The organism is Pectobacterium sp. 1950-15 (assembly GCF_037136835.1).
Classification (GTDB): domain Bacteria; phylum Pseudomonadota; class Gammaproteobacteria; order Enterobacterales; family Enterobacteriaceae; genus Pectobacterium.
This window is the reverse complement of the sequence record NZ_JBBBQR010000001.1, coordinates 14,964-39,403: the sequence shown is the minus strand read 5'-3', so window position 1 is coordinate 39,403 and position 24,440 is coordinate 14,964. Positions and strand designations below refer to the sequence as shown.

The following is a 24,440-nucleotide window of genomic DNA, read 5'->3' as shown; positions in this document are numbered from 1 at the left end:
CATTAACGTGCTAGAACGCTTATCCTGGAAAAGGCTGGCATTGGAGCTGGCTTTTTTTTGTTTGCCCGCGTTGCTGCTGGGGCTGATTTTTGGTTATCTGCCCTGGTTTCTGCTGGTCGCCGTCTTAGGCTTACTGTGCTGGAATTTTTATAACCAGCTGAAACTCTCTTATTGGCTGTGGGTTGATCGCAGCATGACGCCACCGCCCGGTCGCTGGAGCTGGGAGCCGCTGTTTTACGGGCTTTACCAGATGCAACTGCGTAACCGACGCCGACGCCGTGAACTGGCACTTCTGATCAAACGGTTTCGTAGTGGGGCCGAATCCTTGCCGGATGCTGTAGTGATCACCACCGAAGAAGGAACCATCTTCTGGTGTAATCATCTGGCGCAGCACTTGCTCAATTTCCGCTGGCCGGAGGATAACGGTCAGAATATCCTCAACTTATTACGTTACCCCGAATTCACGAATTACATGAAAGGGCAAGATTTTAGCCGTCCTCTCACGTTGCAGTTGAATAATTCTCACCATGTTGAATTCCGCGTGATGCCTTATTCCGAAGGGCAACTATTGATGGTCGTGCGTGATATTACGCAGATGCACCAGCTCGAAGGTGCCAGACGTAACTTCTTTGCCAATGTGAGCCATGAGCTGCGTACGCCGCTGACGGTGTTGCAGGGCTATCTGGAAATGATGCAGGAAGAAACGTTGGATGCGGCGCTGCGCGGAAAAGCGCTGAATACCATGCAGGAACAGACCCGGCGCATGGACGGGTTGGTCAAGCAACTGCTGACTTTGTCCCGCATTGAAGCGGCGACGGCGATCGATTTGAATGAAAAAGTCGATATTCCATTGATGCTGCGTGTGTTGCAGCGTGAAGCGCAGACCCTGAGCCAGGGGCGTCATGAGATCGTCTTTCGTGTGAACGAAAATCTCTGCGTGTTTGGTAATGAAGAACAGCTGCGCAGCGCGGTATCCAATCTGGTGTACAACGCGGTCAACCATACGCCAGCGGGAACGCGTATCGAAGTCTGCTGGCAGAAGATCCCTCAGGGGGCGCAATTTCAGGTCAGCGATAACGGGCCGGGCATTGCGGCCGAGCATTTGCCGCGTCTGACGGAGCGCTTTTATCGGGTCGATAAGGCACGTTCACGCCAGACGGGCGGCAGTGGCCTGGGGCTGGCGATCGTTAAGCATGCGCTGAGCCATCATGATTCCCGTCTGGAAATCATGAGTGAGGATGGTCTGGGCTCGCGTTTTGTCTTTACGTTGCCGAATCGGTTGATTGTCCCTGCCTCTCTGGCTGAAAATACGGTGAAACCTTCGGCCTGACGGAAAACGCTACCCATGACATCCGCCACTCGTATTGCGGGCGCTTTTTTACTGCTGTTCAGCGCGTTTTGCGCTGCGCAGCCTCGCCAGATGTTGGCAGGCAACCTCTCCAGCGCGGGGTCGGATACGCTGGCTAACCTGATGGCTTTTTGGGCGGCGGATTTCAGCCAGCACTACCCGAACGTGAATTTACAGATTCAGGCCGCCGGGTCATCCTCTGCGCCGACGTCTCTGGCATCGGGTGCCGCGCAGCTTGGGCCGATGAGCAGGGCGATGAAGGCCAGCGAAATAGAAGCGTTCGCCCAGCACTACGGCTATCCGCCGCTGGCGGTGCCGGTCGCGATGGATGCGCTGGTCGTGCTGGTCAATCAGGATAACCCGCTGCCCGGGCTGAACTTGTCGCAGTTGGACGCCATTTTTTCGATTACGCAGCGCTGCGGTAACCACCAACCGATAAAACAGTGGGGCGATCTTGGCCTGCAGGGCAGTTGGGAAAAACGCACGCTGCTGCGCTATGGGCGTAATTCTGCGTCGGGAACCTATGGGTTCTTTAAGCAAAAGGCGCTATGCCGGGGTGATTTCCTTCCTCAAGTCAATGAATTACCCGGTTCGGCATCCGTTGTACAGGCGGTGGCTGCGTCAACTGATGCCATCGGCTATGCCAGCGTGGGCTTTCGCACTAGCGGCGTGAGAATGCTGCCGTTAGCTGCACAAGGGACCGACTACATTTACCCCTCAACTGAAAATATCCGCAGCGGTTTATATCCCTACACCCGTTACCTTTACATCTATGTGAACAAAGCGCCCAGCCAGCCGCTGGAAGCGCTGACGGCGGCATTTTTAGATCGCGTGCTGTCCGAAACGGGGCAGTCGCTGGTGAATCAGGATGGCTATTTACCGCTGCCGGAAGAAACGCGTCGTCAGGCGCGTCAGCTGATTGGTCTGCCAGAATAATTTCTCTTGCCCACGAATTGGCGATGTTTTCACATTAAATGAATTTTCTTCATGTAATGTGAAAATTCTTCCATTGCCCTGTGGGTTGTCACGTGACAGGATAGTTTTAAATTTAGACGTCCAGATGGCTAAATAAGATTAAATGTAACTATCCCTCTGGGTAAATATTTCATATTGAAACTATCTGCCAGCTCGCTTCTTCTATGAGGATCCACGCTGGCAACATGTCAGGAGCGACACATGGCGAACACCTTATCCCCTTTCCGTGCCGATATCGTCGGCAGTTTCTTGCGTCCCGAGGCCATCAAACAGGCGCGTCTTCAACATCAAGCGGGCGAGATTGATGATATCGCGCTGCGCAACATTGAAGATCGTGAAATCCTGCGAGTGGTAGAAAAGCAGCGCGAAGCGGGCTTACAGATTGTGACGGATGGTGAGCTGCGTCGTGCCTGGTGGCATTTCGACTTTTTTGCTGATTTGCACGGCGTAGAGCGCTACGAAGCCGATCACGGTATTCAATTCAACGGTATTCAGACGAAATCTCATGCGATTCGCGTCGTAGATAAAGTGAGTTTCAACCCTCAGCATCCTATGCTCGATCATTTCCGCTACCTGAACAGCATTTCTGGCGATGCGGTCGCTAAAATGACGATTCCTAGCCCCAGCGTGATGCATTTCCGCGGTGGACGTAAAGCGATTGATGCGACAGTTTATCCCGATCTGGCCGACTACTTCGACGATCTGGCGCAAACCTGGCGCGATGCGATTCATGCATTTTATGACGCAGGTTGCCGCTTCCTGCAACTGGATGACACCGTGTGGGCCTACCTGTGTTCTGACGATCAAAAGCGCCAGATCCGTGAACGTGGTGAAGATCCGGCTCAGCTGGCGCGGACATACGCCGACGTGTTGAACAAAGCGCTGGCAGATAAGCCTGCGGATCTGGTGATCGGTTTACACGTCTGCCGCGGTAACTTCCGTTCGACCTGGATTTCTGAAGGCGGCTATGAGCCTGTGGCAGAAATTCTGTTTGGCGAAGTCAATGTCGATGCCTTCTTCCTGGAATACGATACCGAGAGAGCGGGCGGATTCGAGCCGCTGCGCTTTGTGAAGCCGGGCCACCAGCAGGTCGTTCTGGGGCTGATTACCACGAAGAACGGTGAGCTGGAAGAGGCTAAGGTGGTGCAGGCGCGTATCGCGGAAGCGGCAAAATATGTCAATCTCAGCCAGATTTGCCTGAGCCCGCAGTGTGGTTTTGCTTCAACGGAAGAGGGTAATAGCCTGACGGAAGAGCAGCAGTGGAATAAGCTGAAGTTTGTCGTAGATATTGCCAATCGCGTGTGGTGACACTCAGTGAAATAACCGTATCACTGTAATGGATAAACAAAGGCCGGATCATTCGATCCGGCCTTTTTTGTGCTCATTCTTCTGCTCTCTACCCGCGACGTTCTGTGAAATATGTTTTTTTATGATCGAACAACGCATTTTATCTCGATTTTTGTCAGTTTTATTGCAATGAAATATCGATAAATGCGCAAATCATGTGTTATGCAAAACGAGATAAACCAATTTATATTCTTATTTTTTGGCATAGTTAGGCTGGATACTCTGGTTTTTGGATCTCTGCTTGTCTTTTTACGCTATAAACGTTTTACTTAGCACCCAATATGGCTGTGCAAAAAATAACTTCTATGACCGCCATTTTCGCGTCGCCGGAGTGTTGGCATCATGCTTCGAGCTAACTCTTGATAAACGGCTTTTGGCGGCGATAAACGACACAGCTTTCTTTTTATCGATTTGATACAGGCAACACGACATAACTATGAGTCATCGTTTAACGTCCAAAGATATTGTGGCATTAGGTTTTATGACCTTTGCTTTATTTGTGGGGGCTGGAAATATTATTTTCCCGCCTATGGTGGGATTACAGTCGGGAGAGCACGTTTGGACGGCGGCGATCGGCTTCCTGCTGACCGCGGTTGGTCTACCGGTGTTGACCGTGATTGCGCTGGCTCGGGTTGGCGGTGGCGTAGATGCGCTCAGCTCGCCGATTGGTAAAAAAGCGGGCGTGGTTCTGGCCACGGTGTGCTATCTGGCCGTTGGGCCACTGTTCGCTACGCCGCGTACGGCAACCGTGTCGTTTGAAGTCGGCCTGGCCCCTCTGGTCGGCAACGGAGCGTCTCCGCTGCTGATTTATAGCCTGATTTATTTTGCCATTGTTATCGCGATTTCCCTGTATCCGGGCAAACTGCTGGATACGGTTGGTCATGTGCTCGCGCCGCTGAAGATCATTGCACTGGCGGTATTGGGTATTGCCGCGGTGCTGTGGCCTGCGGGTACACCAATTCCCGCGACGGAAGCGTATGAGCAACTGCCGTTCTCCAATGGCTTCGTCAACGGCTATCTGACGATGGATACGCTGGGCGCGATGGTCTTTGGTATCGTGATCGTCAATGCGGCGCGCTCACGCGGGGTGTCGAGCCCTATGCTGCTGACGCGCTACACGATGTGGGCGGGTTTGATTGCCGGTATTGGCCTGACTCTTGTCTATTTGAGTTTGTTCCAGCTTGGTTCCGTCAGCGGCGAGCTGGTGCCGCAAGCGCAGAACGGCGCTGAAATTCTCCATGCCTATGTACAACACTCGTTTGGCAATATGGGGAGCAGCTTCCTGGCGTTGTTAATCTTCATCGCCTGTCTGGTGACGGCGGTGGGGCTAACCTGTGCCTGCGCTGAATTCTTTGCGCAATACCTGCCGTTGTCTTACCGCACGCTGGTGTTTGTGCTGGGCATCTTCTCAATGGTGGTGTCTAACCTGGGTCTTAGCCATCTGATCCAACTTTCTATTCCTGTACTGACGGCGATTTATCCGCCATGTATCATTCTGGTTTTATTGAGCTTTACGCTGCGCTGGTGGAATAGCGCTTCACGTATTGTGGCGCCCGTCATGCTCGTCAGTCTGTTATTTGGCATGATTGATGGTATAAAATCGTCGGCTTTCAAATCGCTGTTGCCAGAGTGGAGCCTCAACCTGCCGCTGAGTGAGCAAGGGTTGGCCTGGCTACCACCGTCACTGCTGATTTTGCTGGTCGCGGTGATTTACGACAGACTGTGTGGTCGTCAGGAAGTTACGGTACATCAATAATATCGTTAATGCCTGATAGTGCTGGGGCGGTAGGAATATCGTACTGCTCCAACACAGCGTTGGGTTTCTGCACCACAGGTATTTGCCTGTGGTTTTTCTTTTTGTAATGTTTTTCTTTCTATAAGACAGGGTTGCTTATCAATGGAACAACCATCTTCCAAGCTCAAGCGTGGGTTAAGCACGCGGCATATTCGCTTTATCGCCCTTGGCTCTGCGATCGGAACCGGTCTTTTTTATGGTTCCGCAAGTGCGATCCAAATGGCTGGCCCCAGCGTGTTACTGGCTTATCTGATCGGTGGGGTTGTCGCGTATATCATCATGCGCGCTCTGGGCGAAATGTCGGTACACAACCCGCAGTCCAGTTCGTTTTCTCGCTATGCGCAAGATTACCTCGGGCCATTGGCGGGATATATCACCGGCTGGACCTACTGCTTTGAGATGCTGATTGTCGCCATCGCCGATGTGACCGCGTTTGGCATCTACATGGGCGTCTGGTTCCCTGCCGTGCCGCACTGGGTGTGGGTCTTGAGCGTGGTACTCATCATTGGCGCCATCAACCTGATGAATGTGAAAGCCTTTGGTGAATTGGAGTTCTGGCTCTCTTTCTTCAAAGTTGCCACTATTATCATCATGATCGTTGCCGGGATCGGCATCATTGTCTGGGGGATTGGCAACGGCGGCGAACCGACCGGCATCCATAATCTCTGGAGCAATGGCGGGTTCTTCAGTAACGGTGTGATGGGGATGATCCTCTCGCTGCAACTGGTGATGTTTGCGTACGGTGGCGTGGAGATCATCGGGATTACCGCCGGTGAGGCCAAAGATCCGCAGAAGTCTATCCCTCGCGCGATTAACTCTGTGCCGTGGCGGATTCTGGTGTTCTATGTCGGTACGCTGTTCGTGATTATGTCGATTTACCCGTGGAATCAGGTTGGCACTAACGGCAGTCCGTTTGTGCTGACATTCCAACATATGGGCATTACGGCGGCGGCAGGTATCCTGAATTTTGTCGTGATTACCGCATCGCTGTCGGCGATTAACAGCGATGTCTTCGGCGTAGGCCGTATGCTGCATGGGATGGCGGAGCAGGGGCACGCGCCGAAAGTATTTAGCCGCATTTCCAAACGCGGCATACCGTGGGTAACGGTCGTTGTGATGATGATGGCGTTGCTGGTCGCCGTGTACCTGAACTACATTATGCCCGGCAAAGTTTTTCTGGTGATTGCTTCACTGGCAACGTTTGCGACGGTGTGGGTGTGGATCATGATTCTGTTCTCTCAGATTGCGTTCCGCCGCCGTTTGAGCCCGGATGAAGTGAAGGCGCTGGCGTTCCCGCTGCGCGGCGGTATCGCGACCTCCGTGTTCGGTATTATCTTCCTGTTTTTCATCATCGGTCTGATTGGCTACTTCCCGGACACACGTGTGTCGCTGTATGTCGGTATTATCTGGATAGCGCTGCTTTTAGTGGGTTATGTCTGGAAGAAGAAGCGTCAGAATGCGGTAGCGGCACAGAATTAAGCGAGTCGCTTGCTATCAGAAAAAGCGCTCCGACTATCCGTTGACAAACCTATTTGTCGAACGAAAACGGGAGTAACGGAATAGAAGAGTAAAGCGTTTGCGCCATGGATGGCGCAATTCGAGCTTACAGGGACGTACTTGCAGCGTCTTTACGATCTATTCGTTACTCCCGCAATACGGACTTTGTTAGCAACCTCTGCGTTTCCATTGGAGGTGCCTATTTTTACGCTTTCGGCGTCGTTATTTGCTGTGCCATGACCCGCATATCGTGACCGGTTGGCGTCTGGTGAACGCGCAGATCGAACTCCGGTAAGATCGCAAAGATATGGTCGAAAATATCGGACTGAATGCTTTCATAATCGACCCAGGCGGTTGTGTTGGTAAACGCATAAATTTCCAGTGGCACCCCTTCTGACGTTGGCGCGAGCTGCCGTACCATCAGCGTCATCCCCTTGTGAATCCCCGGATGAGTGCGCAGATAAACCTGAAGGTAGGCGCGGAACGTGCCTAAATTCGTCAGGCGGCGGCCATTCAGCGGTGAGGTCAGATCGGAGTCGGACTGTGCGTTGTGCTGTTCCAGTTCGCTCTTCTTGTTCTGAATATAAGGTGACAGGAGCTTGCTACGCAGCAAGCGTGCCTGTTCGTCTTCCGTCATGAAATGCACGCTGGTGGTATCGATGTTGATGCTACGCTTGATACGCCGTCCCCCTGATTCCGACATCGAACGCCAGTTTTTGAAAGAATCAGATACCAGCGAGTAGGTAGGGATGGTGGTAACGGTATTGTCCCAGTTTTTCACTTTTACCGTTGTCAGCCCGATGTCGATAACGGCGCCGTCAGCGCCGTATTTTGGCATTTCGAGCCAGTCTCCCAGCGTTAGCATATCGTTGGCGGAGAGTTGGATGCCCGCGACCAATCCCATAATCGGATCTTTGAATACCAACATCAGCACGGCGGCCATCGCGCCTAAACCGCTAATCAGAATCAGCGGGGATTTCCCGATAAGTAATGAGACCACCATGATGCTGATAACGATGGTGGCAATCAGCTTCAGGCTCTGGAAAATACCGCGCAGCGGCAGTTGTGTAGCGACTTTGGTTCGGGCGGAAACGTTGAGCAGAACGTCGAGCAGCGAGAACAAGGACAGCAGCGCAAAAATCATGATCCACACCTGAGAGCAGATGATGAGCGCTTCACGGGTTTCACTCTGCGAGGGCAGCCATACGAAGACCTGAATGTTGAGGATCACCCCTTGTAGCAGGAAGGCCAGCCGATTAAACAGGTTGTGTTGCGTTAGCGCCTGTTTCCACCCATGCCCCTCGGTTTTCCCTGGCTTATTGAGTGAACGCAGCACCATTCTTTTCAGCACAACCTGATGCAAAATCAGATGAATGACGGCAGAAATGAGCAATATCAGCCCAAGAACAATCAGTAACGCAATGATGCTAGCGTGTTGTATTCCGGCTTCTCTCAGCCACAGCGCGAGATTTTGTTGCATGCGTTCTCCTTTATTCCAATGAATCTGTCGTGCATTAACACGATGTGGCTTTAAGGCTAAGGATTTAGCGCCCCCAGTCAACCTTTTGTATTCTTTGAGATCGTCGTGTTAGGGAGCGTTGAACAATGTGGATAAGCGGTGAGGGAAATATCGCGGGCAAAAAAAAGCCAGTCGCATAGCAACTGGCTTGATTATCACATTACCCCTGAGGGCAGCGATGAGGGATTACAGCTTGTCTGCGTTTTCAGACAGGTATTTCGCTACGCCGTCTGGTGATGCGCCCATACCGGATTTGCCTTTTTCCCACTGTGCTGGGCACACTTCGCCGTGCTCTTCGTGGAATTGCAGCGCGTCAACGGTACGCAGCATTTCATCGATGTTACGGCCCAGTGGCAGATCGTTCACCACCTGGTGGCGAACCACGCCGTTTTTGTCGATCAGGAAAGAACCACGCAGTGCAACACCGGCTTCTGGGTGCTCAATGCCGTAGGCCTTCTGGATTTCGCGCTTAATGTCAGCAACCATCGCGTATTGCACTTCGCCGATGCCGCCTTTGTCCACAGGGGTTTTACGCCATGCGTTGTGAACGAATTCGGAGTCGAAGGAAACACCAACCACTTCTACGCCGCGTTTCTTGAACTCGGCATAGCGGTGATCGAAAGCAATCAGTTCTGACGGACAAACGAAGGTGAAGTCCATCGGCCAGAAGAAGATCACGGCAGCTTTACCGTTGATGTGCTTCTTCAGGTTGAAGTTTTCGACGATTTCGCCACTGCCTAAAACGGCAGCTGCGGTGAAGTCTGGGGCTTGACGAGTTACCAGGACCATAATTACTCCTGTAGATAGCGGTTAATGATCGGATGATATAAAAAACAGCGACTAGTATAGGGACTCTATCTGAGTGAATACAGGCAAAGAGACCAATCAATGAGATAGCTTCTGTCTATTGAACTCATCGCTATTTCCTTTCAAGGGGATAGATTAACCCTTTTAATTGAAAGGACAATACCCGTCATACTTCAAGCTGCTTGTGCGTTGGCTACTCTTACTCACCCCAGTCACTTACTTGTGTAAGCTCCTGGGGATTCGTGCGCTTGCCGCCTTCACGCAACTCGAATTATTTAGGGTATACGTTGCGTAGAAAAATGGAAACGTTGCGATCTTTCTTACAGCTGTTGCGCTTTCGCTAATTGCATCATCCGTGGATAAAACTGCCAGAAGAGTGTTTCAAATTGGTGATAGTGCTGCTCGATATCCTGAAAAGAACCGGACAGCGCCGCCAGTTTAGGACGGCGTACCGACATTCTGTGCAACACATCGGCGATAAACGGCAGCTCTGCATAGCGCGTCATCCAGCGCTCCGGCCACAGATAGCGATTCAGGTTCTGAAAGCGTTCAGGCGTGTGTTCCAGATGTGGTTCGATTTGTGACTGCGCGCCGTCGATAAAGGTTTGCAGAGGGGTATCCGGCACCAGCTGTAACCAGTGACGTGCAAGGTAGTGATCCCACAGCACATCCAACGTAATGGGCGCAACGCGGCGAAATTCATCGCTGAAATACTGACGCGCCTGTTTGACTTCCGGCAGGCTGTCGGTCAGCGAATCAACGCGGCGATGCAGGCGGATACCGTCGACGATCTCGTCAGCATAGCTATCCTGCGGGTTGCCGCGCACGAAATCCGCCATCAGATTGCCTAATAGAGAACTGTCGGCCAGCGTGGCCAAATGGAGGTGAGCAAGAAAATTCATGGCAGTAGTATATCCGCTTCTTCTTTTATTGTGCACGTCCTCTTACATGTAGGTGTGAGCATTCGCTGAGCGTGATGTTATGCGGATTGTGATGCGTTACGCCTGCCGCGTGCTTATTTCTTGCAGCCATGCGCTTGCGGCTCTAGACTAGGCCGCCCATTTTTAATGTATTAACAGCTAAGTGAATTGCCATGCGTGTTGCCGATTTTTCGTTTGAACTTCCAGAATCATTGATTGCCCATTATCCACAAGCGGAACGCAGTGGTTGCCGTCTGCTATCGCTGGACGGGCCGACGGGAGATCTAACGCACGGCGTGTTTACCGATTTGCTGGATAAACTGAATCCCGGCGATCTGCTGGTGTTCAACAACACGCGCGTGATTCCGGCTCGTCTGTTTGGTCGTAAAGCCAGCGGCGGTAAGCTGGAAGTGCTGGTGGAACGCGTGTTGGATGATCATCGGGTGCTGGCGCACGTTCGGGCGTCAAAAGCGCCAAAACCGGGCACTGCGCTGCTGTTGGGCGATGATGAAAGCGTTAAAGCAACGATGGCGGCTCGCCACGATGCGCTGTTTGAACTGCATTTCGATGATTCCCGCGATGTCCTGTCGATCCTGAATGATATCGGCCACATGCCGCTCCCGCCTTATATCGACAGGCCTGATGAAGACGCCGATCGTGAGCTGTATCAGACCGTGTATAGCCAACGTCCGGGTGCCGTAGCGGCGCCGACAGCAGGTTTACATTTTGATGAACCGATGCTGGCTGCGCTACGCGAGAAGGGCATCGAAATGGCGTTTGTAACGCTGCATGTGGGGGCGGGGACTTTCCAGCCTGTTCGCGTCGATACGATTGAAGATCACATCATGCACGCCGAATATGCCGAAGTGCCGCAGGACGTTGTTGATGCCGTGCTGGCGTGCAAGGCGCGTGGAAACCGTGTGATCGCCGTTGGCACCACCTCGGTACGCTCACTGGAAAGTGCCGCACAGGCCAGCCAGAACGCGCCAATCGAACCGTTTTTCGGCGATACCAAAATTTTCATCTATCCAGGCTATCACTACCGCATTATCGATGCGCTGGTGACCAATTTCCATTTACCCGAATCGACGTTAATCATGCTGGTGTCGGCCTTTGCTGGCTACCAGAACACGATGTCTGCCTACCGCGAGGCGGTGTCAGAGCAGTATCGTTTTTTCAGCTACGGTGATGCGATGTTTATTACGCACAACCCGATGGCCGAACAGGAAAAAGTGGGATAAATCCTGCTTTTTGCATAATAGCGATGCCACAGACCACGCTCTGTCAGGCATTAATACATCATTACCATCAGACTGTTTTTCTGATGCCGGAGGCTAAGTGAAGTACGAATTACAAACAACGGACGGCCGTGCGCGACGCGGCAGATTGATTTTTGAACGTGGCGTGGTGGAAACCCCGGCTTTTATGCCCGTGGGAACTTACGGCACAGTGAAAGGCATGACGCCGGAAGAAGTAAAAGAGACCGGCGCGCAGATCCTGCTTGGTAATACGTTCCATCTGTGGCTGCGTCCCGGTCAGGAAATCATGAAGCTGCACGGCGATTTGCATGATTTCATGCAGTGGCACGGCCCGATTCTGACGGATTCCGGCGGTTTTCAGGTGTTCAGCCTCGGCGATATTCGCAAAATTACCGAACAGGGTGTGCATTTCCGTAACCCAATCAACGGGGATTCGATTTTCCTTAGCCCGGAAAAATCAATGGAAATTCAGCACGATCTCGGTTCTGACATCGTGATGATCTTTGATGAGTGTACGCCGTATCCTGCCGACTGGGATTACGCCAAGCGTTCGATGGAGATGTCACTGCGCTGGGCGAAACGTAGCCGTCAGCGTTTTGATGAGCTGGAGAATAAAAACGCGCTGTTCGGCATTATTCAAGGAAGTGTTTACGAAGATTTACGTGATGTATCCGTAAAAGGGCTGGTAGACATTGGTTTTGATGGGTACGCTGTGGGCGGTTTAGCGGTGGGCGAACCGAAAGAAGACATGCACCGCATTCTGGAGCACGTTTGTCCGCAGATCCCTGAAGATAAACCGCGCTATTTGATGGGCGTTGGCAAGCCGGAAGACCTGGTCGAAGGCGTTCGTCGCGGTGTCGATATGTTTGACTGCGTGATGCCAACGCGCAATGCCCGTAACGGGCATCTCTTCGTGACTGATGGCGTGGTGAAAATCCGTAATGCGAAGTATAAAGACGACGTGAATCCGCTGGATGAACACTGTGATTGCTACACGTGTCGCAATTATAGCCGTGCCTACTTGCATCATCTTGACCGTTGCAACGAAATACTCGGAGCACGACTCAATACCATTCATAACTTGCGTTATTATCAGCGTTTAATGGCAGGTTTACGTCAGGCCATTGAAGAGGGTAAATTAGAGCACTTTGTGGTGGATTTTTACCAGCGGATAGGCAAACCCATTCCGCCGCTTGCTGAAAAAGACGTTGCCGCAAGCCACTGAAGCCCGTTTGCTATGAATTGCATTTTGCTGTGAAGCGTTTTTACGATTGTAAGGTTGATAATTTATCTTTTTGATAGCTTATCTTTTGACAAAAAAGAGGATATTTAAATGAGTCTTTTCATCTCCGATGCTGTAGCTGCAACCGGCGCTCCGGCTCAGGGAAGCCCGTACTCTCTGGTTATTATGCTGGCCGTTTTTGGTCTGATTTTCTACTTTATGATCCTGCGTCCTCAGCAAAAACGCGCCAAGGAACACAAAAAGTTAATGGATTCTATCGGCAAGGGCGATGAAGTATTAACGACCGGTGGTCTGGTTGGTCGCGTGACTAAAGTGTCCGAAACTGGCTATATTGCGATTGCGTTGAACGAAACCAATGAAGTGGTTATCAAACGTGATTTCGTGGCTGCCGTGCTGCCGAAGGGCACGATTAAGGCCCTGTAATTTCCGATTTTCCCGAAGGGAACTGCCGTGTTAAATCGTTATCCTTTGTGGAAGTACCTGATGCTGGTCGTGGTGTTGTTTGTCGGCCTGCTCTACGCACTTCCTAACCTATATGGTGAGGATCCGGCGGTACAAGTTACTGGCGCGCGGGGAACCGCCGCCAGCGAAACGACGCTGATCCAAGTCCAGAATGTCTTAAAAGAACAAAACATTACCAGTAAGTCGATTGCATTGGAAAATGGTGCAATTCTGGCTCGCTTCTCTAACCCTGATATTCAGCTCCGCGCGCGTGAAGCGCTCGTTAATGAGCTGGGCGAGAAATTCGTCGTCGCACTTAACCTGGCTCCTGCTACGCCGACCTGGCTGCGGTTGTTAGGCGCTGAACCGATGAAATTGGGGCTCGACCTGCGCGGCGGCGTTCACTTCCTGATGGAAGTGGATATGGATACGGCGCTGGGTAAACTGCAAGAACAAACCATGGACTCTTTGCGCAGCGATCTGCGTGAGAAGAACATCCCTTATGCCTCTGTGCGTAAAATTGATAATTACGGCGTCGAAATTCGTTTCCGTGATGCTCAAACGCGTGATGACGGCATCAACTATCTGACGTCTCGTCATCGCAACCTGGTTCTCAGCAGCAGCGGCAGTAACCTGCTACGTGCGGTGATGTCTGATGAACGTCTACGTGAAGCGCGTGAATACGCCGTACAGCAGAACATCAATATCCTGCGTAATCGTGTGAACCAACTGGGTGTTGCCGAGCCGCTGGTACAGCGTCAGGGTGCTGACCGTATCGTCGTTGAGTTACCGGGTATTCAGGATACGGCGCGCGCGAAAGAAATTCTTGGCGCAACCGCTACGCTGGAATTCCGTCTGGTCAACAGTAATGCTGATGCGACCGCAGCGGCGAACGGCCGTGTGCCGGGCGACTCTGAAGTGAAGAACATGCGTGACGGCTCACCAGTGGTGCTGTTCAAGCGCGTGATTCTGACGGGCGATCATATTACCGATTCGACATCGAGTACGGATGAATACAACCAGCCTCAGGTGAATATTTCTCTGGACAGTGCGGGTGGCAACACCATGTCCAACTTCACCAAAGACAGTATCGGCAAGCTGATGGCGACGCTGTTTGTTGAATACAAAGACAGCGGTAAGAAAGATGCGACGGGCCGCTCAGTGCTGGAAAAACACGAAGAAGTGATCAACGTGGCGACAATTCAGTCGCGACTGGGTAACAGCTTCCGTATTACCGGCATTGATAACCCGAACGAAGCGCGTCAGCTTTCTCTGCTGCTGCGTGCGGGTGCGCTGATTGCGCCGATCCAGATCGTGGAAGAACGTACCATTGGGCCAACGCTGGGGATGCAAAACATCACTCAGGGGCTGGAAGCCTGTCTGTGGGGCTTGATCGCATCGATCCTCTTTATGGTCTTCTTCTACAAGAAATTTGGCGTCATCGCGACCAGTGCGCTGGTGGCTAACCTGGTGTTGATTGTCGGGGTTATGTCGCTGTTGCCAGGGGCAACGCTGACCATGCCGGGTATCGCGGGTATCGTGCTTACGCTGGCGGTTGCAGTAGATGCTAACGTACTCATTAACGAACGTATCAAGGAAGAACTCAGTAATGGTCGCTCTGTGCAACAGGCCATTCATGAGGGCTACAAAGGTGCATTCAGTTCGATTGTTGATGCGAACGTCACGACGTTGATTAAAGTCATCATCCTGTATGCGGTTGGTACCGGTTCTATCAAAGGGTTTGCTATCACGACTGCGATTGGGATTGCGACCTCAATGTTTACGGCGATCGTCGGTACTCGTGCCATCGTTAACCTGCTTTACGGCGGTAAACGCATCAACAAGCTGTCTATCTGAGGAGTGCGTTGTGGCACAGGAACAGGAATACAACATTGAACAACTCAATCATGGACGTAAAGTCTATGATTTCATGCGCTGGGACACATTGGCATTTATCATCTCCGGCCTGCTGATCATCGCTTCTATCGCGGTTATGGGGGTACGTGGTTTCAACTGGGGACTCGATTTTACCGGTGGTACGGTCATTGAGATTAACCTTGAGAAGCCGATCGATCTCGATGTCCTGCGTAGTTCGTTAGAGACCTCTGGGTTTTCAGAGCCGCAGGTACAAAACTTCGGTAGCAGCCGTGACGTGATGGTGCGTATGCCACCGGTTTCTGGCAGCGAGAACGAAGCGCTGGGCAACAAAGTGTTGAAGGTAGTGAATGATACCTTCCAGCAGCATGCGACGGTGAAACGCATTGAGTTTGTCGGGCCGAGCGTGGGTAGCGATTTGGCACAGGCGGGTGCGTTGGCGCTGTTGTCTGCGCTGATTGCTATCCTCATTTATATCGGTTTTCGTTTTGAATGGCGTTTGGCGATGGGGGCCGTGCTGGCTCTGACGCACGATGCGATCATCACGATGGGTCTGCTGTCTCTATTCTCTATTGAGATTGACCTAACGATCATTGCGTCGCTGATGTCGGTAATTGGTTATTCACTGAACGATAAGATCGTGGTATCTGACCGTATTCGTGAGAACTTCCGCAAGGTTCGTCGTGGCACACCTTACGAGATTACCAACATTTCTCTGACGCAGACGCTGCATCGTACCATTATCACATCAGCGACCACGTTGGCGATGATCGTGATCCTCATGGTCTTCGGTGGCGCCTTGTTGCATGGCTTCTCGCTGACGATGTTTATCGGTGTGATCATCGGTACGATCTCTTCTATCTATGTTTCTTCCGCTCTGGCGCTGAAACTGGGTATGAAACGTGAACACCTGATCGTTCAGAAAGTGGAAAAAGAAGGGGCGGACCAACCGTCTATCCTGCCTTAATCTGCCGACTGTAAACATAAAAAACCCCGCGTCGCTGCGGGGTTTTTGCGTATTAGCGTCAGGAGGTTCGTTTGCTAGGGGGATTCGGTGGCGGCAACAGGTGGCGGGCTCTGTATCTCCTGAACCTGATGTAAGCGAACAAAACCGAGTTCTTCCGGTGGTAAACCGCTCAGGCGTAATTCAATAACGGCTTCGGCTTTAGGTAACAGCGTAGGGGAAACCACAAAGGACTGGGTTTGTGTATCGCCCGCTAAAGGCTGACCACTCACCGGGTCGAGTCGCCCCCAGTCAAGCTGTGCGCCAAAGGCCGGTAACCCCTTCGCATCAAGCGTACGAATATGCAGTAACGCGCTTGTTCCATTCGCTTCCGTCTCAATATTGCGTAACGACACGCTGAGTCTGCCAATGCTGCTTTCCAGCATCGTGCTGGTTTGCGCTGAGGGCAGTAAATAAACGCCAGAGGTAGATTGGGAATTCAACGCATTTTGTCGTTCTAATGCCGTAGCCTGATCGGTCAGCGTTTGTAATTGCTGGTTTAGCTGACCTATCTGATTCTGTAGCTTTGGCATCTGGCGCTGTTCAGCGCACCCAGCGAGCAAAAGCAGCGCTGGCAGGAAGGTCAGTACGCGATATCGGGTTCTCATATCTGTGGTTCCCCTTTCGATGTTTTATTCATTGATCCGTTGATCCCTGTTGCTGAGTTTAGCTGCGATTAAGCCTAAGTCATAGTTGAGACAGCTTTTTTCATCCTATTACCGGAAGAGATGCGAAACCCTTCGCAACGTAGATCAGGAGTTTTGGTTAGTCCGTTAATTCAGGGTAAACTGTCTTTACGTTAAGGATTACTGGTCAGGACACATCATGCATTGCCCGTTTTGTTCCGCTGTTGATACCAAAGTCATTGATTCCCGTCTGGTCGGCGAAGGTTCCCAAGTACGCCGTCGTCGGCAATGTCTGGTTTGTCATGAACGCTTCACCACGTTTGAAGTGGCTGAACTGGTGATGCCGCGAGTCATCAAAAGCAATGAAGTGCGCGAGCCTTTTAATGAAGATAAATTGCGTAGCGGCATGCTGAAGGCGCTGGAAAAAAGGCCGGTCAGTTCTGATGACGTCGAAATGGCGATTAATCACATTAAATCTCATCTGCGTGCGACCGGAGAACGCGAGGTTACCACCAAGATGGTTGGTAATTTGGTGATGGAAGCGCTGAGGAAGCTGGATAAAGTGGCGTATATCCGCTTTGCATCGGTGTATCGCAGTTTTGAAGATATCCGAGAATTTGGCGAAGAGATTGCACGTTTGCAGGATTAAGCCGCGTCGATTTGAGAGAGATAAGAGGTTCGGGAATGAGCGTTTTTCAGGAAAACGGCCACTTGCCGCAGGATGAATTATACATGGCACGCGCGTTAGAGCTGGCGCGCCGTGGTCGTTTTACGACGGCACCCAACCCCAATGTTGGCTGTGTGATCGTGCGTGATGGCGACATTGTCGGTGAGGGCTATCATTTCCGTGCTGGCGAACCTCATGCTGAAGTTCACGCGCTGAGAATGGCAGGGGAACGCGCACGTGGCGCGACGGCCTACGTCACGCTGGAGCCGTGCAGCCATCATGGCCGAACGCCGCCTTGTGCCGATGCGTTGGTTGCTGCTGGCGTTTCCCGTGTGGTTGCCGCGATGCAGGATCCCAATCCGCAGGTCGCGGGTCGTGGTCTACATCGTTTGCAGCAGGCGGGGATCGCCGTCGGCCATGGTTTGATGATGGCTGAAGCAGAGAAAGTCAATGTAGGTTTCCTGAAGCGCATGCGGACTGGCTTTCCTTATGTGCAGCTCAAAATGGCGGCATCTTTGGATGGGCGTACTGCGATGGCGTCGGGAGAAAGTCAGTGGATTACCTCACCGCAGGCGCGGCAGGATGTGCAGCGTTTTCGCGCGGAGAGCGCAGCGATTTTGAGCAGCAGTGCCACGGTGCTGGCTGACGATCCTTCTCTTACCGTGCGGTGGTCAGAGCTGGGCGCCGATGTGCAGACTCGTTATTCAGAAGCGGATCTCAGGCAGCCTGTAAGGGTGATTGTGGACAGTCAGCAGCGCGTTACGCCGCAGCATCGGATTGTTAGCCAACCGGGTGAGACTTGGTTGGCGCGCGTGCAGGCCGACGAACAGGCGTGGCCACAGGACGTTGAGCAGATCACCTTACCGCAGCACAATGGCGGCGTTGATCTGGTCGCACTGATGATGGTGCTGGGGAGACGGCAGATTAACTCTGTCTGGGTTGAAGCCGGAGCCAGTCTGGCTGGTGCGCTTCTGAATGCGGGTGTCGTTGATGAACTTATCGTTTATCTTGCGCCAAAACTGCTGGGTGAAAACGCTCGCTCGCTGTGCCTCTTGCCAGGACTGGATCAGCTCTCTCAGGCACCGGAATTTGACATCGCAGAGGTTCGCCAGATTGGCCCGGATTTGCGATTACGTCTGAAACCTAAATTCTGATGTGTATGTAAATACGTGGCGCAGGTCCGACAAAACCGGATACGTGCCAACAAAAATTATGATAGAATCCGCCCCCCTGCGGGCCATAAAGACCAGATACAAGGAAAGCTATGAACGTTATCGAAGGTGTTGTTGCTACTCCTGATGCCCGTGTGGCGATTGCGATTGCGCGTTTTAACCATTTTATTAACGACAGCCTGCTCGAAGGTGCGATTGATGCATTGAAACGCATCGGTCAGGTTAAAGACGAAAATATCACCGTTGTTTGGGTGCCGGGTGCTTACGAACTGCCATTGACGGTTCGTGCGCTGACTAAAAGCGCGAAAAACGGTGGGTATGATGCCGTTATTGCTCTGGGAACGGTTATCCGTGGTGGAACAGCGCATTTTGAATTTGTTGCTGGCGAATGTAGCTCTGGCCTGTCCTCCGTTGCGATGGACAGCGAAATCCCTGTTGCTTTCGGCGTTCTGACGACGGAAAGCATTGAGCAGGCGATCGAGCGTGCTGGCACGAAAGCGGGTAACAAAGGTGCAGAAGCTGCCCTGACCGCGCTAGAAATGATTAATGTATTGAAAGCGATTAAGTAAGCCTGATTAAGTAAGGGGAATTCCGTGAAACCTGCTGCTCGTCGCCGCGCTCGTGAATGTGCGGTTCAAGCGCTTTACTCCTGGCAGTTATCTAAAAATGATATTGCCGATGTTGAACACCAGTTCCTGAGCGAGCAGGATGTCAAAGATGTCGACATTACCTATTTCCGTGAATTGCTGGCGGGAGTTGCCACTCAGGCTGAGAAGCTTGATCAACTGATGGCACCTTTCCTGTCTCGTCAAATTGAGGAATTGGGACAGGTTGAGAAAGCGATTCTGCGTTTGGCGATGTTTGAGCTGAGCAAGCGCGAAGACGTTCCTTACAAGGTGGCGATTAATGAGGCCATCGAACTGGCTAAAGTCTTCGGCGCTGAAGATAGCCATAAGTTTGTGAATGGCGTGCTGGATAAAGCTGCTCCGAGCGTACGGAAAGGCAAGAAGTAAAATGAATCGAATCAGGGCCGGATATCCGGCCCTGATCGCTTTTGAATGATAGGCTGGCTGGAAAGGTTATGGTTGAAGGTGAGTTTGACCTTATTGCCCGCTATTTTAATCGGGTCCGAAGTTCACGTCGCGATGTTGAGTTAGGCATTGGTGATGACTGTGCGTTACTGACGGTAGCAGATAAGCAGATGCTGGCGGTGAGTACCGACACGCTGGTATCGGGCGTTCATTTCCTACCCGATATCGATCCCGCCGATCTGGGTTACAAATCTCTGGCGGTCAATTTAAGCGATCTGGCTGCAATGGGCGCCGATCCTGCCTGGCTTTCTCTGGCCATTACCCTACCGAAAAGCAATAGCCAGTGGCTGTCCGCCTATAGCGACAGCTTGTTCGAGTTACTTGATTATTACGGTATGCAGTTGGTTGGCGGAGATACGACGCGCGGCCCACTGAGCCTGACGCTGACTATCCACGGCCTGGTGCCTGCGGGTCGGGCGCTGACGCGTCGCGGGGCCAGAATTGGCGACTGGATTTATGTTACTGGTTCATTAGGCGACAGCGCCGCCGGTCTGGCTATTCTACAGAATACGCTGCACGTTGAGGATGAAGAGGCGCGTCAGGGATTGATCCAACGTCATCTGCGTCCTCAGCCCAGAATTCTGCAAGGTCAGGCGCTGCGCGATCTAGCCAGCTCGGCTATCGATCTTTCCGACGGCCTTATTTCCGATCTACAGCATATACTTAAAGCCAGTGAGTGTGGCGCGCGGATTAATTTGGACGCGATTCCACAGTCTGATTGGCTGCGGGGCTGCGTTGATGAAGAGCAGGCGTTGCGTTGGGCGCTCTCTGGCGGCGAAGATTATGAACTGTGCTTTACCGTACCGGAGATTAACCGCGGTGCACTGGAGCTTGCCTTGGGGCATCTCGGTGCCGACTACACCTGTATCGGGCAAATCGGGCCTTCCTCTGAAGGGCTACGCTTTTTCAGGGATAATAAAGCGACCGAGCTGAACTGGAAGGGGTATGACCATTTTAGCGAGCAAAACTGATTCCGCGAGCAAGACGAAAGGCGCTGAGGTGGCGAAACGCCGCCTACGGCTGAGTAATCCGTGGCACCTGCTGGCGACGGGGTTTGGCAGCGGCCTGTCTCCCTGGATGCCTGGCACGGTAGGGTCGCTGGCGGCGATTCCCCTGTGGTATCTCATGTCCTTCCTGCCGCTTGAATTGTATTCGCTGCTGGTCATGCTGAGTATTTGTATCGGTGTTTACCTGTGTCACCAGACGGCGAAGGATATGGGGGTTCACGATCACGGCAGCATCGTCTGGGACGAATTTGTCGGCATGTGGATTACTCTGATGGCGATTCCGGTGGATGAATGGCAGTGGGTAGCGGCTGGATTTGTCGTCTTCCGCTGTCTGGATATCTGGAAACCCTGGCCGATTCGCTGGTTTGATCGCAACGTGCATGGCGGTATGGGGATTATGGTCGATGATATCGTCGCGGGGGTTATTTCGGCGGGGATTATCTATTTTATCGGCTATCACTGGCCGATATTCTGACGATGTCGAATTATTGAACCACTGTATTACTGAACCATTGCATTAGTGAACCGGGGCCATGTGCCCCGGTTGTCGTTTAAATCGCTTATTCCATCCACTGCGTGATTTTGCGCTCGATGCCCGCGGCATCCAGACCCAGATCGGCACGGATTTCTTCCTGTGAACCTTGCGGAATAAAGACGTCTGGTAGCCCAATGTTCAGGACCGAGACGGTAAGGCGCTTCGCCATCAGGAACTCATTCACGCCGCTTCCCGCACCGCCCATGATCGCATTCTCTTCCAGCGTCACAAACGTGCTGTGAGACTGTGCCAGTTCTTCAAGTAACGCTTCATCCAGTGGCTTCACAAAACGCATATCGACGAGGGTGGTGTTTAACTTCTCTGCCGCAATCTGGGCTTCTGGCAGTAGCGTACCGAAGTTCAGAATCGCGATCGTTTCGCCCTGACGGCGCACCACGCCTTTACCGATTGGCAGTTCTGAGAGTGGCGTCAGTTCAGCACCCGTACCGTTTCCTCGTGGGTAGCGCACCGCTGTTGGGCCTTTCTGGTAGTGATAGCCCGTGTGCAACATCTGACGACACTCATTTTCATCGCTGGGTGTCATGATGATCATGTTCGGGATACAGCGTAAGAAAGAGAGATCGAACGCTCCCTGATGCGTTTGCCCATCTGCACCCACAATACCGCCGCGATCGATGGCAAACAGAACCGGTAGATTCTGGATCGCCACATCGTGGATAACTTGATCGTAGGCACGTTGCAGGAACGTTGAGTAAATAGCGACGACCGGATGATAGCCGCCAACCGCCAGACCGGCAGCAAACGTGACGGCATGCTGTTCGGCAATCGCGACGTCAAAATATTGCTGTGGATAGTCGCGGGAGAATTGCACCATGCCCGAGCCTTCGCGCATTGCCGGCGTGATCGCCATGAGTTTGCTGTCTTTGGCGGCCGTTTCCTGTAGCCATTGACCGAAGATTTTGGAATAGGTGGGCTGAGCGCCTTCCTTGCTTTTCGGCAAGGTACCGCTAGCTGGATCGAATTTTGGCACCGCGTGCCAGCTAATCGGATCCTGTTCGGCAGGGGCGTATCCTTTGCCTTTTTTCGTCATGATATGCAGGAGCTGCGGGCCTTTCAGGTTGCGCATGTTTTTCAACGTATGCGCTAGCGCCTGAACGTCATGGCCGTCGACCGGGCCAATATAATTAAAACCCAGCTCCTCAAATAGCGTGCCCGGCACGACCATGCCTTTGAGGTGTTCTTCGGTGCGTTTCACCAGCTCTTTGATTGGTGGCAGGCCGGATAAGACCTTTTTGCCGCCTTCACGCAGGCTGGCGTAGAGCTTGCCTGACAGTAGCTGTGCCAGATGGTTGTTCAATGCGCCGACGTTTTCCGAAATTGACATTTCGTTGTCGTTCAGCACAACCAGCAGGTCGGAGCGGATATCACCCGCGTGGTTCATCGCCTCAAAGGCCATGCCTGCGGTAATTGCGCCGTCACCGATTACACAAACGGTACGGCGGCCTTTGCCTTCACGCTCGGCAGCAACGGCCATACCCAGCCCGGCACTGATTGAGGTGGACGAATGCCCGACGCTTAATACGTCATAGTCGCTTTCATCGCGCCACGGAAAGGGGTGCAAACCGCCTTTTTGGCGGATCGTTGAAATACGATCGCGACGGCCCGTCAGGATCTTATGCGGGTAAGCCTGATGGCCGACATCCCACACCAGATGATCGAAAGGGGTGTTGTAGACATAATGCAGCGCAACCGTTAATTCAACCGTCCCTAATCCTGAAGCAAAATGGCCACTTGAACGGCTGACGCTGTCCAGCAGGTATTGGCGCAGCTCATCGCACAGCTTCGGCAGGCTATCTTTCGGCAACAGTCGAAGTTCATCCGGTGTTTCCACTAACGCCAATGTAGGGTACTTCGCGGTATCAAAACTCATAGAGACTCATTAGGTAATTACTTATCGCGTTCAACGATGAAATTCGCCAGCGCTTGTAGTGGGGCAATATTCAGGGGAATCGAGCTGGATGCGACGAGATCGTCCAGCGATGCCAGTGATTCCTGATAAAGCTCCTGTGCTTTTTTTCGTGCGTTATCTAACCCCAGCAGGCTGGGATAGGTGCTTTTACCTAACTGCTGGTCTGCACCCTGACGTTTGCCTGTTGTCGCGCTGTCGCCAATAACATCGAGAATATCGTCCTGAACCTGAAAGGCGAGCCCAATCGCATTAGCGTAGCGATCCAGATGGGGCAAGGCGTTGCGTCCTGTTTCACCAGCGGCCAGCGCGCCTAGTCGGACTGCTGCGCGAATCAAGGCACCGGTTTTGTGGCGGTGAATCCGCTCTAACGCGGCCAGATCGACCTGATGACCTTCCGCTTCCAGATCGAAAGCCTGCCCGCCGCACATACCTGCAACACCACTGGCCTGAGCCAATTCTGAGATCATCGCCAGCCGATCGCGGTCAGAGACCTGCGGCATCGGTGCGTCGGCCAGAATGGAGAACGCCAGCGTTTGCAGTGCATCTCCCGCCAAAATGGCATTGGCTTCGCCAAATTTTATGTGGCAGGTCGGCTGTCCGCGACGTAAATCGTCGTCGTCCATCGCTGGCAGATCGTCATGAATCAGTGAATAGGCATGGATACATTCTACTGCCGCAGCAGGGGCATCCAAGCTCTCTAACGGCATGCCAAACAGTTCGCCTGTAGTATAAACCAGAAACGGGCGCAGGCGTTTGCCTCCTAAGAGTGAGCCATACTCCATTGCATTGACCAGTGGACTACTCTGAAAGGGGAGGTCGGCGATGAAATGGCCCAACATACGGTTAGTGCGTTGGTAATGCGCATTCAGTTGCGTGCTGAAATCGGTCATAGCGCGTCATTATCCGGCGTGAACGGTGACAGCGGGGCATTGGGATCGTCGCTCAGCAGGATTTGTACGCGCTGTTCCGCCTGTTGCAGTTTTTGCTGACCCTGACGAGCGAGCTGGATGCCATGCTCAAATTCATTTAGCGCATCGTCCAGCGGCAGTTCGCCTGATTCGAGGCGGGTAACGATTTTTTCCAGTTCATTCAGCGAGCTTTCAAAGCTGACTGGCTGCTCGGTCTTCTTAGGCATAGTGGTTTCAGAATCCTGGTGTTATACGCCGTTGGCTTGTGGCGGCAGAGCGTGGTGTTGCGTTTGGTCATCCGTGGATGCACAACAATTATACGGTTAAAGCGCACAGTATATCTTCATATAATGATATACTCCGCGCCCTGGATGCTATTGGTAAAATCATCTCTGTTCTGGCTGATTTTACCGATAACGTGATTTTAGTGCTCAGGGTAAATTTATTTACGCCTTTCTGACCAAGTAACGACAGC

The 24,440-nt window shown here is 52.5% G+C and carries 23 protein-coding genes; 16 read left to right on the top strand and 7 right to left on the bottom strand.

The genetic code is table 11. From position 1 onward, the window contains the following. Positions 1-7: 7 nt before the first annotated feature. The 5 genes from phoR to proY all read left to right on the top strand — a co-directional run bounded on the left by phoR (position 8) and on the right by proY (position 6,944). On the top strand, positions 8-1,330 hold the full coding sequence (gene phoR, locus WCT94_RS00185) for a phosphate regulon sensor histidine kinase PhoR (RefSeq protein ID WP_336867131.1): 1,323 nt from the start codon (positions 8-10) through the stop codon (positions 1,328-1,330). A 15-nt stretch (positions 1,331-1,345) separates the two neighbouring features. After that, positions 1,346-2,284 (top strand): PstS family phosphate ABC transporter substrate-binding protein, encoded by a 939-nt coding sequence (locus WCT94_RS00180; protein ID WP_336867129.1) that lies wholly within the window; start codon positions 1,346-1,348, stop codon positions 2,282-2,284. 240 nt (positions 2,285-2,524) lie between these two features. Beyond that, positions 2,525-3,631 carry a cobalamin-independent methionine synthase II family protein gene (locus tag WCT94_RS00175; protein WP_336867128.1) on the top strand — a complete coding sequence of 369 codons (1,107 nt, stop codon included), beginning with the start codon at positions 2,525-2,527 and terminating at the stop codon, positions 3,629-3,631. Positions 3,632-4,106: 475 nt separating this feature from the next. Beyond that, positions 4,107-5,426 (top strand): branched-chain amino acid transport system II carrier protein, encoded by a 1,320-nt coding sequence (gene brnQ / locus WCT94_RS00170; RefSeq protein WP_336867126.1) that lies wholly within the window; start codon positions 4,107-4,109, stop codon positions 5,424-5,426. A 141-nt stretch (positions 5,427-5,567) separates the two neighbouring features. Beyond that, positions 5,568-6,944, top strand: a complete 1,377-nt coding sequence (gene proY, locus WCT94_RS00165; protein ID WP_336867124.1) for a proline-specific permease ProY — start codon at positions 5,568-5,570, stop codon at positions 6,942-6,944. A gap of 223 nt (positions 6,945-7,167) precedes the next feature. Here the strand turns inward: proY and WCT94_RS00160 are convergent, their stop codons facing one another. The 3 genes from WCT94_RS00160 to WCT94_RS00150 all read right to left on the bottom strand — a co-directional run bounded on the left by WCT94_RS00160 (position 7,168) and on the right by WCT94_RS00150 (position 10,190). Beyond that, entirely contained in the window at positions 7,168-8,442 is a 1,275-nt protein-coding gene (locus WCT94_RS00160; RefSeq protein ID WP_336867123.1) for a mechanosensitive ion channel family protein, read from the bottom strand. Between the two features lie 225 nt (positions 8,443-8,667). Then, on the bottom strand, positions 8,668-9,270 hold the full coding sequence (locus tag WCT94_RS00155) for a peroxiredoxin C (protein WP_010299049.1): 603 nt from the start codon (positions 9,268-9,270) through the stop codon (positions 8,668-8,670). Positions 9,271-9,608: 338 nt separating this feature from the next. Continuing rightward, positions 9,609-10,190 (bottom strand): acyl carrier protein phosphodiesterase, encoded by a 582-nt coding sequence (locus WCT94_RS00150; protein WP_336867121.1) that lies wholly within the window; start codon positions 10,188-10,190, stop codon positions 9,609-9,611. A gap of 191 nt (positions 10,191-10,381) precedes the next feature. Between WCT94_RS00150 and queA the strand changes: the two genes are divergently transcribed. The 5 genes from queA to secF all read left to right on the top strand — a co-directional run bounded on the left by queA (position 10,382) and on the right by secF (position 15,993). Then, positions 10,382-11,449 (top strand): tRNA preQ1(34) S-adenosylmethionine ribosyltransferase-isomerase QueA, encoded by a 1,068-nt coding sequence (gene queA, locus WCT94_RS00145; RefSeq protein ID WP_336867119.1) that lies wholly within the window; start codon positions 10,382-10,384, stop codon positions 11,447-11,449. Between the two features lie 97 nt (positions 11,450-11,546). Beyond that, on the top strand, positions 11,547-12,692 hold the full coding sequence (gene tgt / locus WCT94_RS00140; protein WP_336867117.1) for a tRNA guanosine(34) transglycosylase Tgt: 1,146 nt from the start codon (positions 11,547-11,549) through the stop codon (positions 12,690-12,692). Between the two features lie 108 nt (positions 12,693-12,800). Then, entirely contained in the window at positions 12,801-13,133 is a 333-nt protein-coding gene (gene yajC, locus WCT94_RS00135) for a preprotein translocase subunit YajC (protein WP_010282033.1), read from the top strand. Positions 13,134-13,160: 27 nt separating this feature from the next. Next, complete coding sequence (secD, locus tag WCT94_RS00130) at positions 13,161-15,008, top strand: protein translocase subunit SecD (RefSeq protein WP_336867114.1); 1,848 nt, start codon at positions 13,161-13,163, stop codon at positions 15,006-15,008. A gap of 73 nt (positions 15,009-15,081) precedes the next feature. Further along, positions 15,082-15,993 (top strand): protein translocase subunit SecF, encoded by a 912-nt coding sequence (gene secF, locus WCT94_RS00125; protein ID WP_336867644.1) that lies wholly within the window; start codon positions 15,082-15,084, stop codon positions 15,991-15,993. Between the two features lie 74 nt (positions 15,994-16,067). Here secF and WCT94_RS00120 read toward each other — a convergent pair whose 3' ends face one another. Further along, entirely contained in the window at positions 16,068-16,637 is a 570-nt protein-coding gene (locus WCT94_RS00120) for a DUF3251 domain-containing protein (protein ID WP_336867112.1), read from the bottom strand. Positions 16,638-16,854: 217 nt separating this feature from the next. On the opposite strand from WCT94_RS00120, the gene nrdR reads away from it, so the two are divergent. From nrdR to pgpA, 6 genes are all read left to right on the top strand, one after another. Next, on the top strand, positions 16,855-17,304 hold the full coding sequence (nrdR, locus tag WCT94_RS00115) for a transcriptional regulator NrdR (RefSeq protein ID WP_005975999.1): 450 nt from the start codon (positions 16,855-16,857) through the stop codon (positions 17,302-17,304). A gap of 35 nt (positions 17,305-17,339) precedes the next feature. Further along, complete coding sequence (gene ribD, locus WCT94_RS00110) at positions 17,340-18,476, top strand: bifunctional diaminohydroxyphosphoribosylaminopyrimidine deaminase/5-amino-6-(5-phosphoribosylamino)uracil reductase RibD (protein ID WP_336867110.1); 1,137 nt, start codon at positions 17,340-17,342, stop codon at positions 18,474-18,476. A 110-nt stretch (positions 18,477-18,586) separates the two neighbouring features. Further along, positions 18,587-19,063 (top strand): 6,7-dimethyl-8-ribityllumazine synthase, encoded by a 477-nt coding sequence (gene ribH, locus WCT94_RS00105; RefSeq protein ID WP_012773708.1) that lies wholly within the window; start codon positions 18,587-18,589, stop codon positions 19,061-19,063. A gap of 24 nt (positions 19,064-19,087) precedes the next feature. Then, complete coding sequence (nusB, locus tag WCT94_RS00100) at positions 19,088-19,507, top strand: transcription antitermination factor NusB (protein WP_012773709.1); 420 nt, start codon at positions 19,088-19,090, stop codon at positions 19,505-19,507. Between the two features lie 68 nt (positions 19,508-19,575). Beyond that, positions 19,576-20,556 (top strand): thiamine-phosphate kinase, encoded by a 981-nt coding sequence (thiL, locus tag WCT94_RS00095; protein ID WP_336867107.1) that lies wholly within the window; start codon positions 19,576-19,578, stop codon positions 20,554-20,556. Continuing rightward, positions 20,531-21,067, top strand: a complete 537-nt coding sequence (gene pgpA / locus WCT94_RS00090) for a phosphatidylglycerophosphatase A (RefSeq protein ID WP_012773711.1) — start codon at positions 20,531-20,533, stop codon at positions 21,065-21,067. The genes thiL and pgpA overlap by 26 nt, the downstream gene beginning before the upstream one ends. An 85-nt stretch (positions 21,068-21,152) precedes the next feature. On the opposite strand, the gene dxs is transcribed toward pgpA, so the two are convergent. Genes dxs through xseB form a run of 3 tightly spaced genes read right to left on the bottom strand, consistent with a single transcriptional unit; the run spans position 21,153 to position 24,192 of the window. After that, positions 21,153-23,018, bottom strand: a complete 1,866-nt coding sequence (gene dxs, locus WCT94_RS00085; RefSeq protein ID WP_336867104.1) for a 1-deoxy-D-xylulose-5-phosphate synthase — start codon at positions 23,016-23,018, stop codon at positions 21,153-21,155. A gap of 17 nt (positions 23,019-23,035) precedes the next feature. Beyond that, positions 23,036-23,947: a (2E,6E)-farnesyl diphosphate synthase gene (gene ispA, locus WCT94_RS00080; protein ID WP_336867102.1), complete on the bottom strand. Its 912-nt coding sequence runs from the start codon at positions 23,945-23,947 to the stop codon at positions 23,036-23,038. Then, on the bottom strand, positions 23,944-24,192 hold the full coding sequence (gene xseB, locus WCT94_RS00075; protein ID WP_319846924.1) for an exodeoxyribonuclease VII small subunit: 249 nt from the start codon (positions 24,190-24,192) through the stop codon (positions 23,944-23,946). The genes ispA and xseB overlap by 4 nt, the downstream gene beginning before the upstream one ends. Positions 24,193-24,440: the final 248 nt, after the last annotated feature.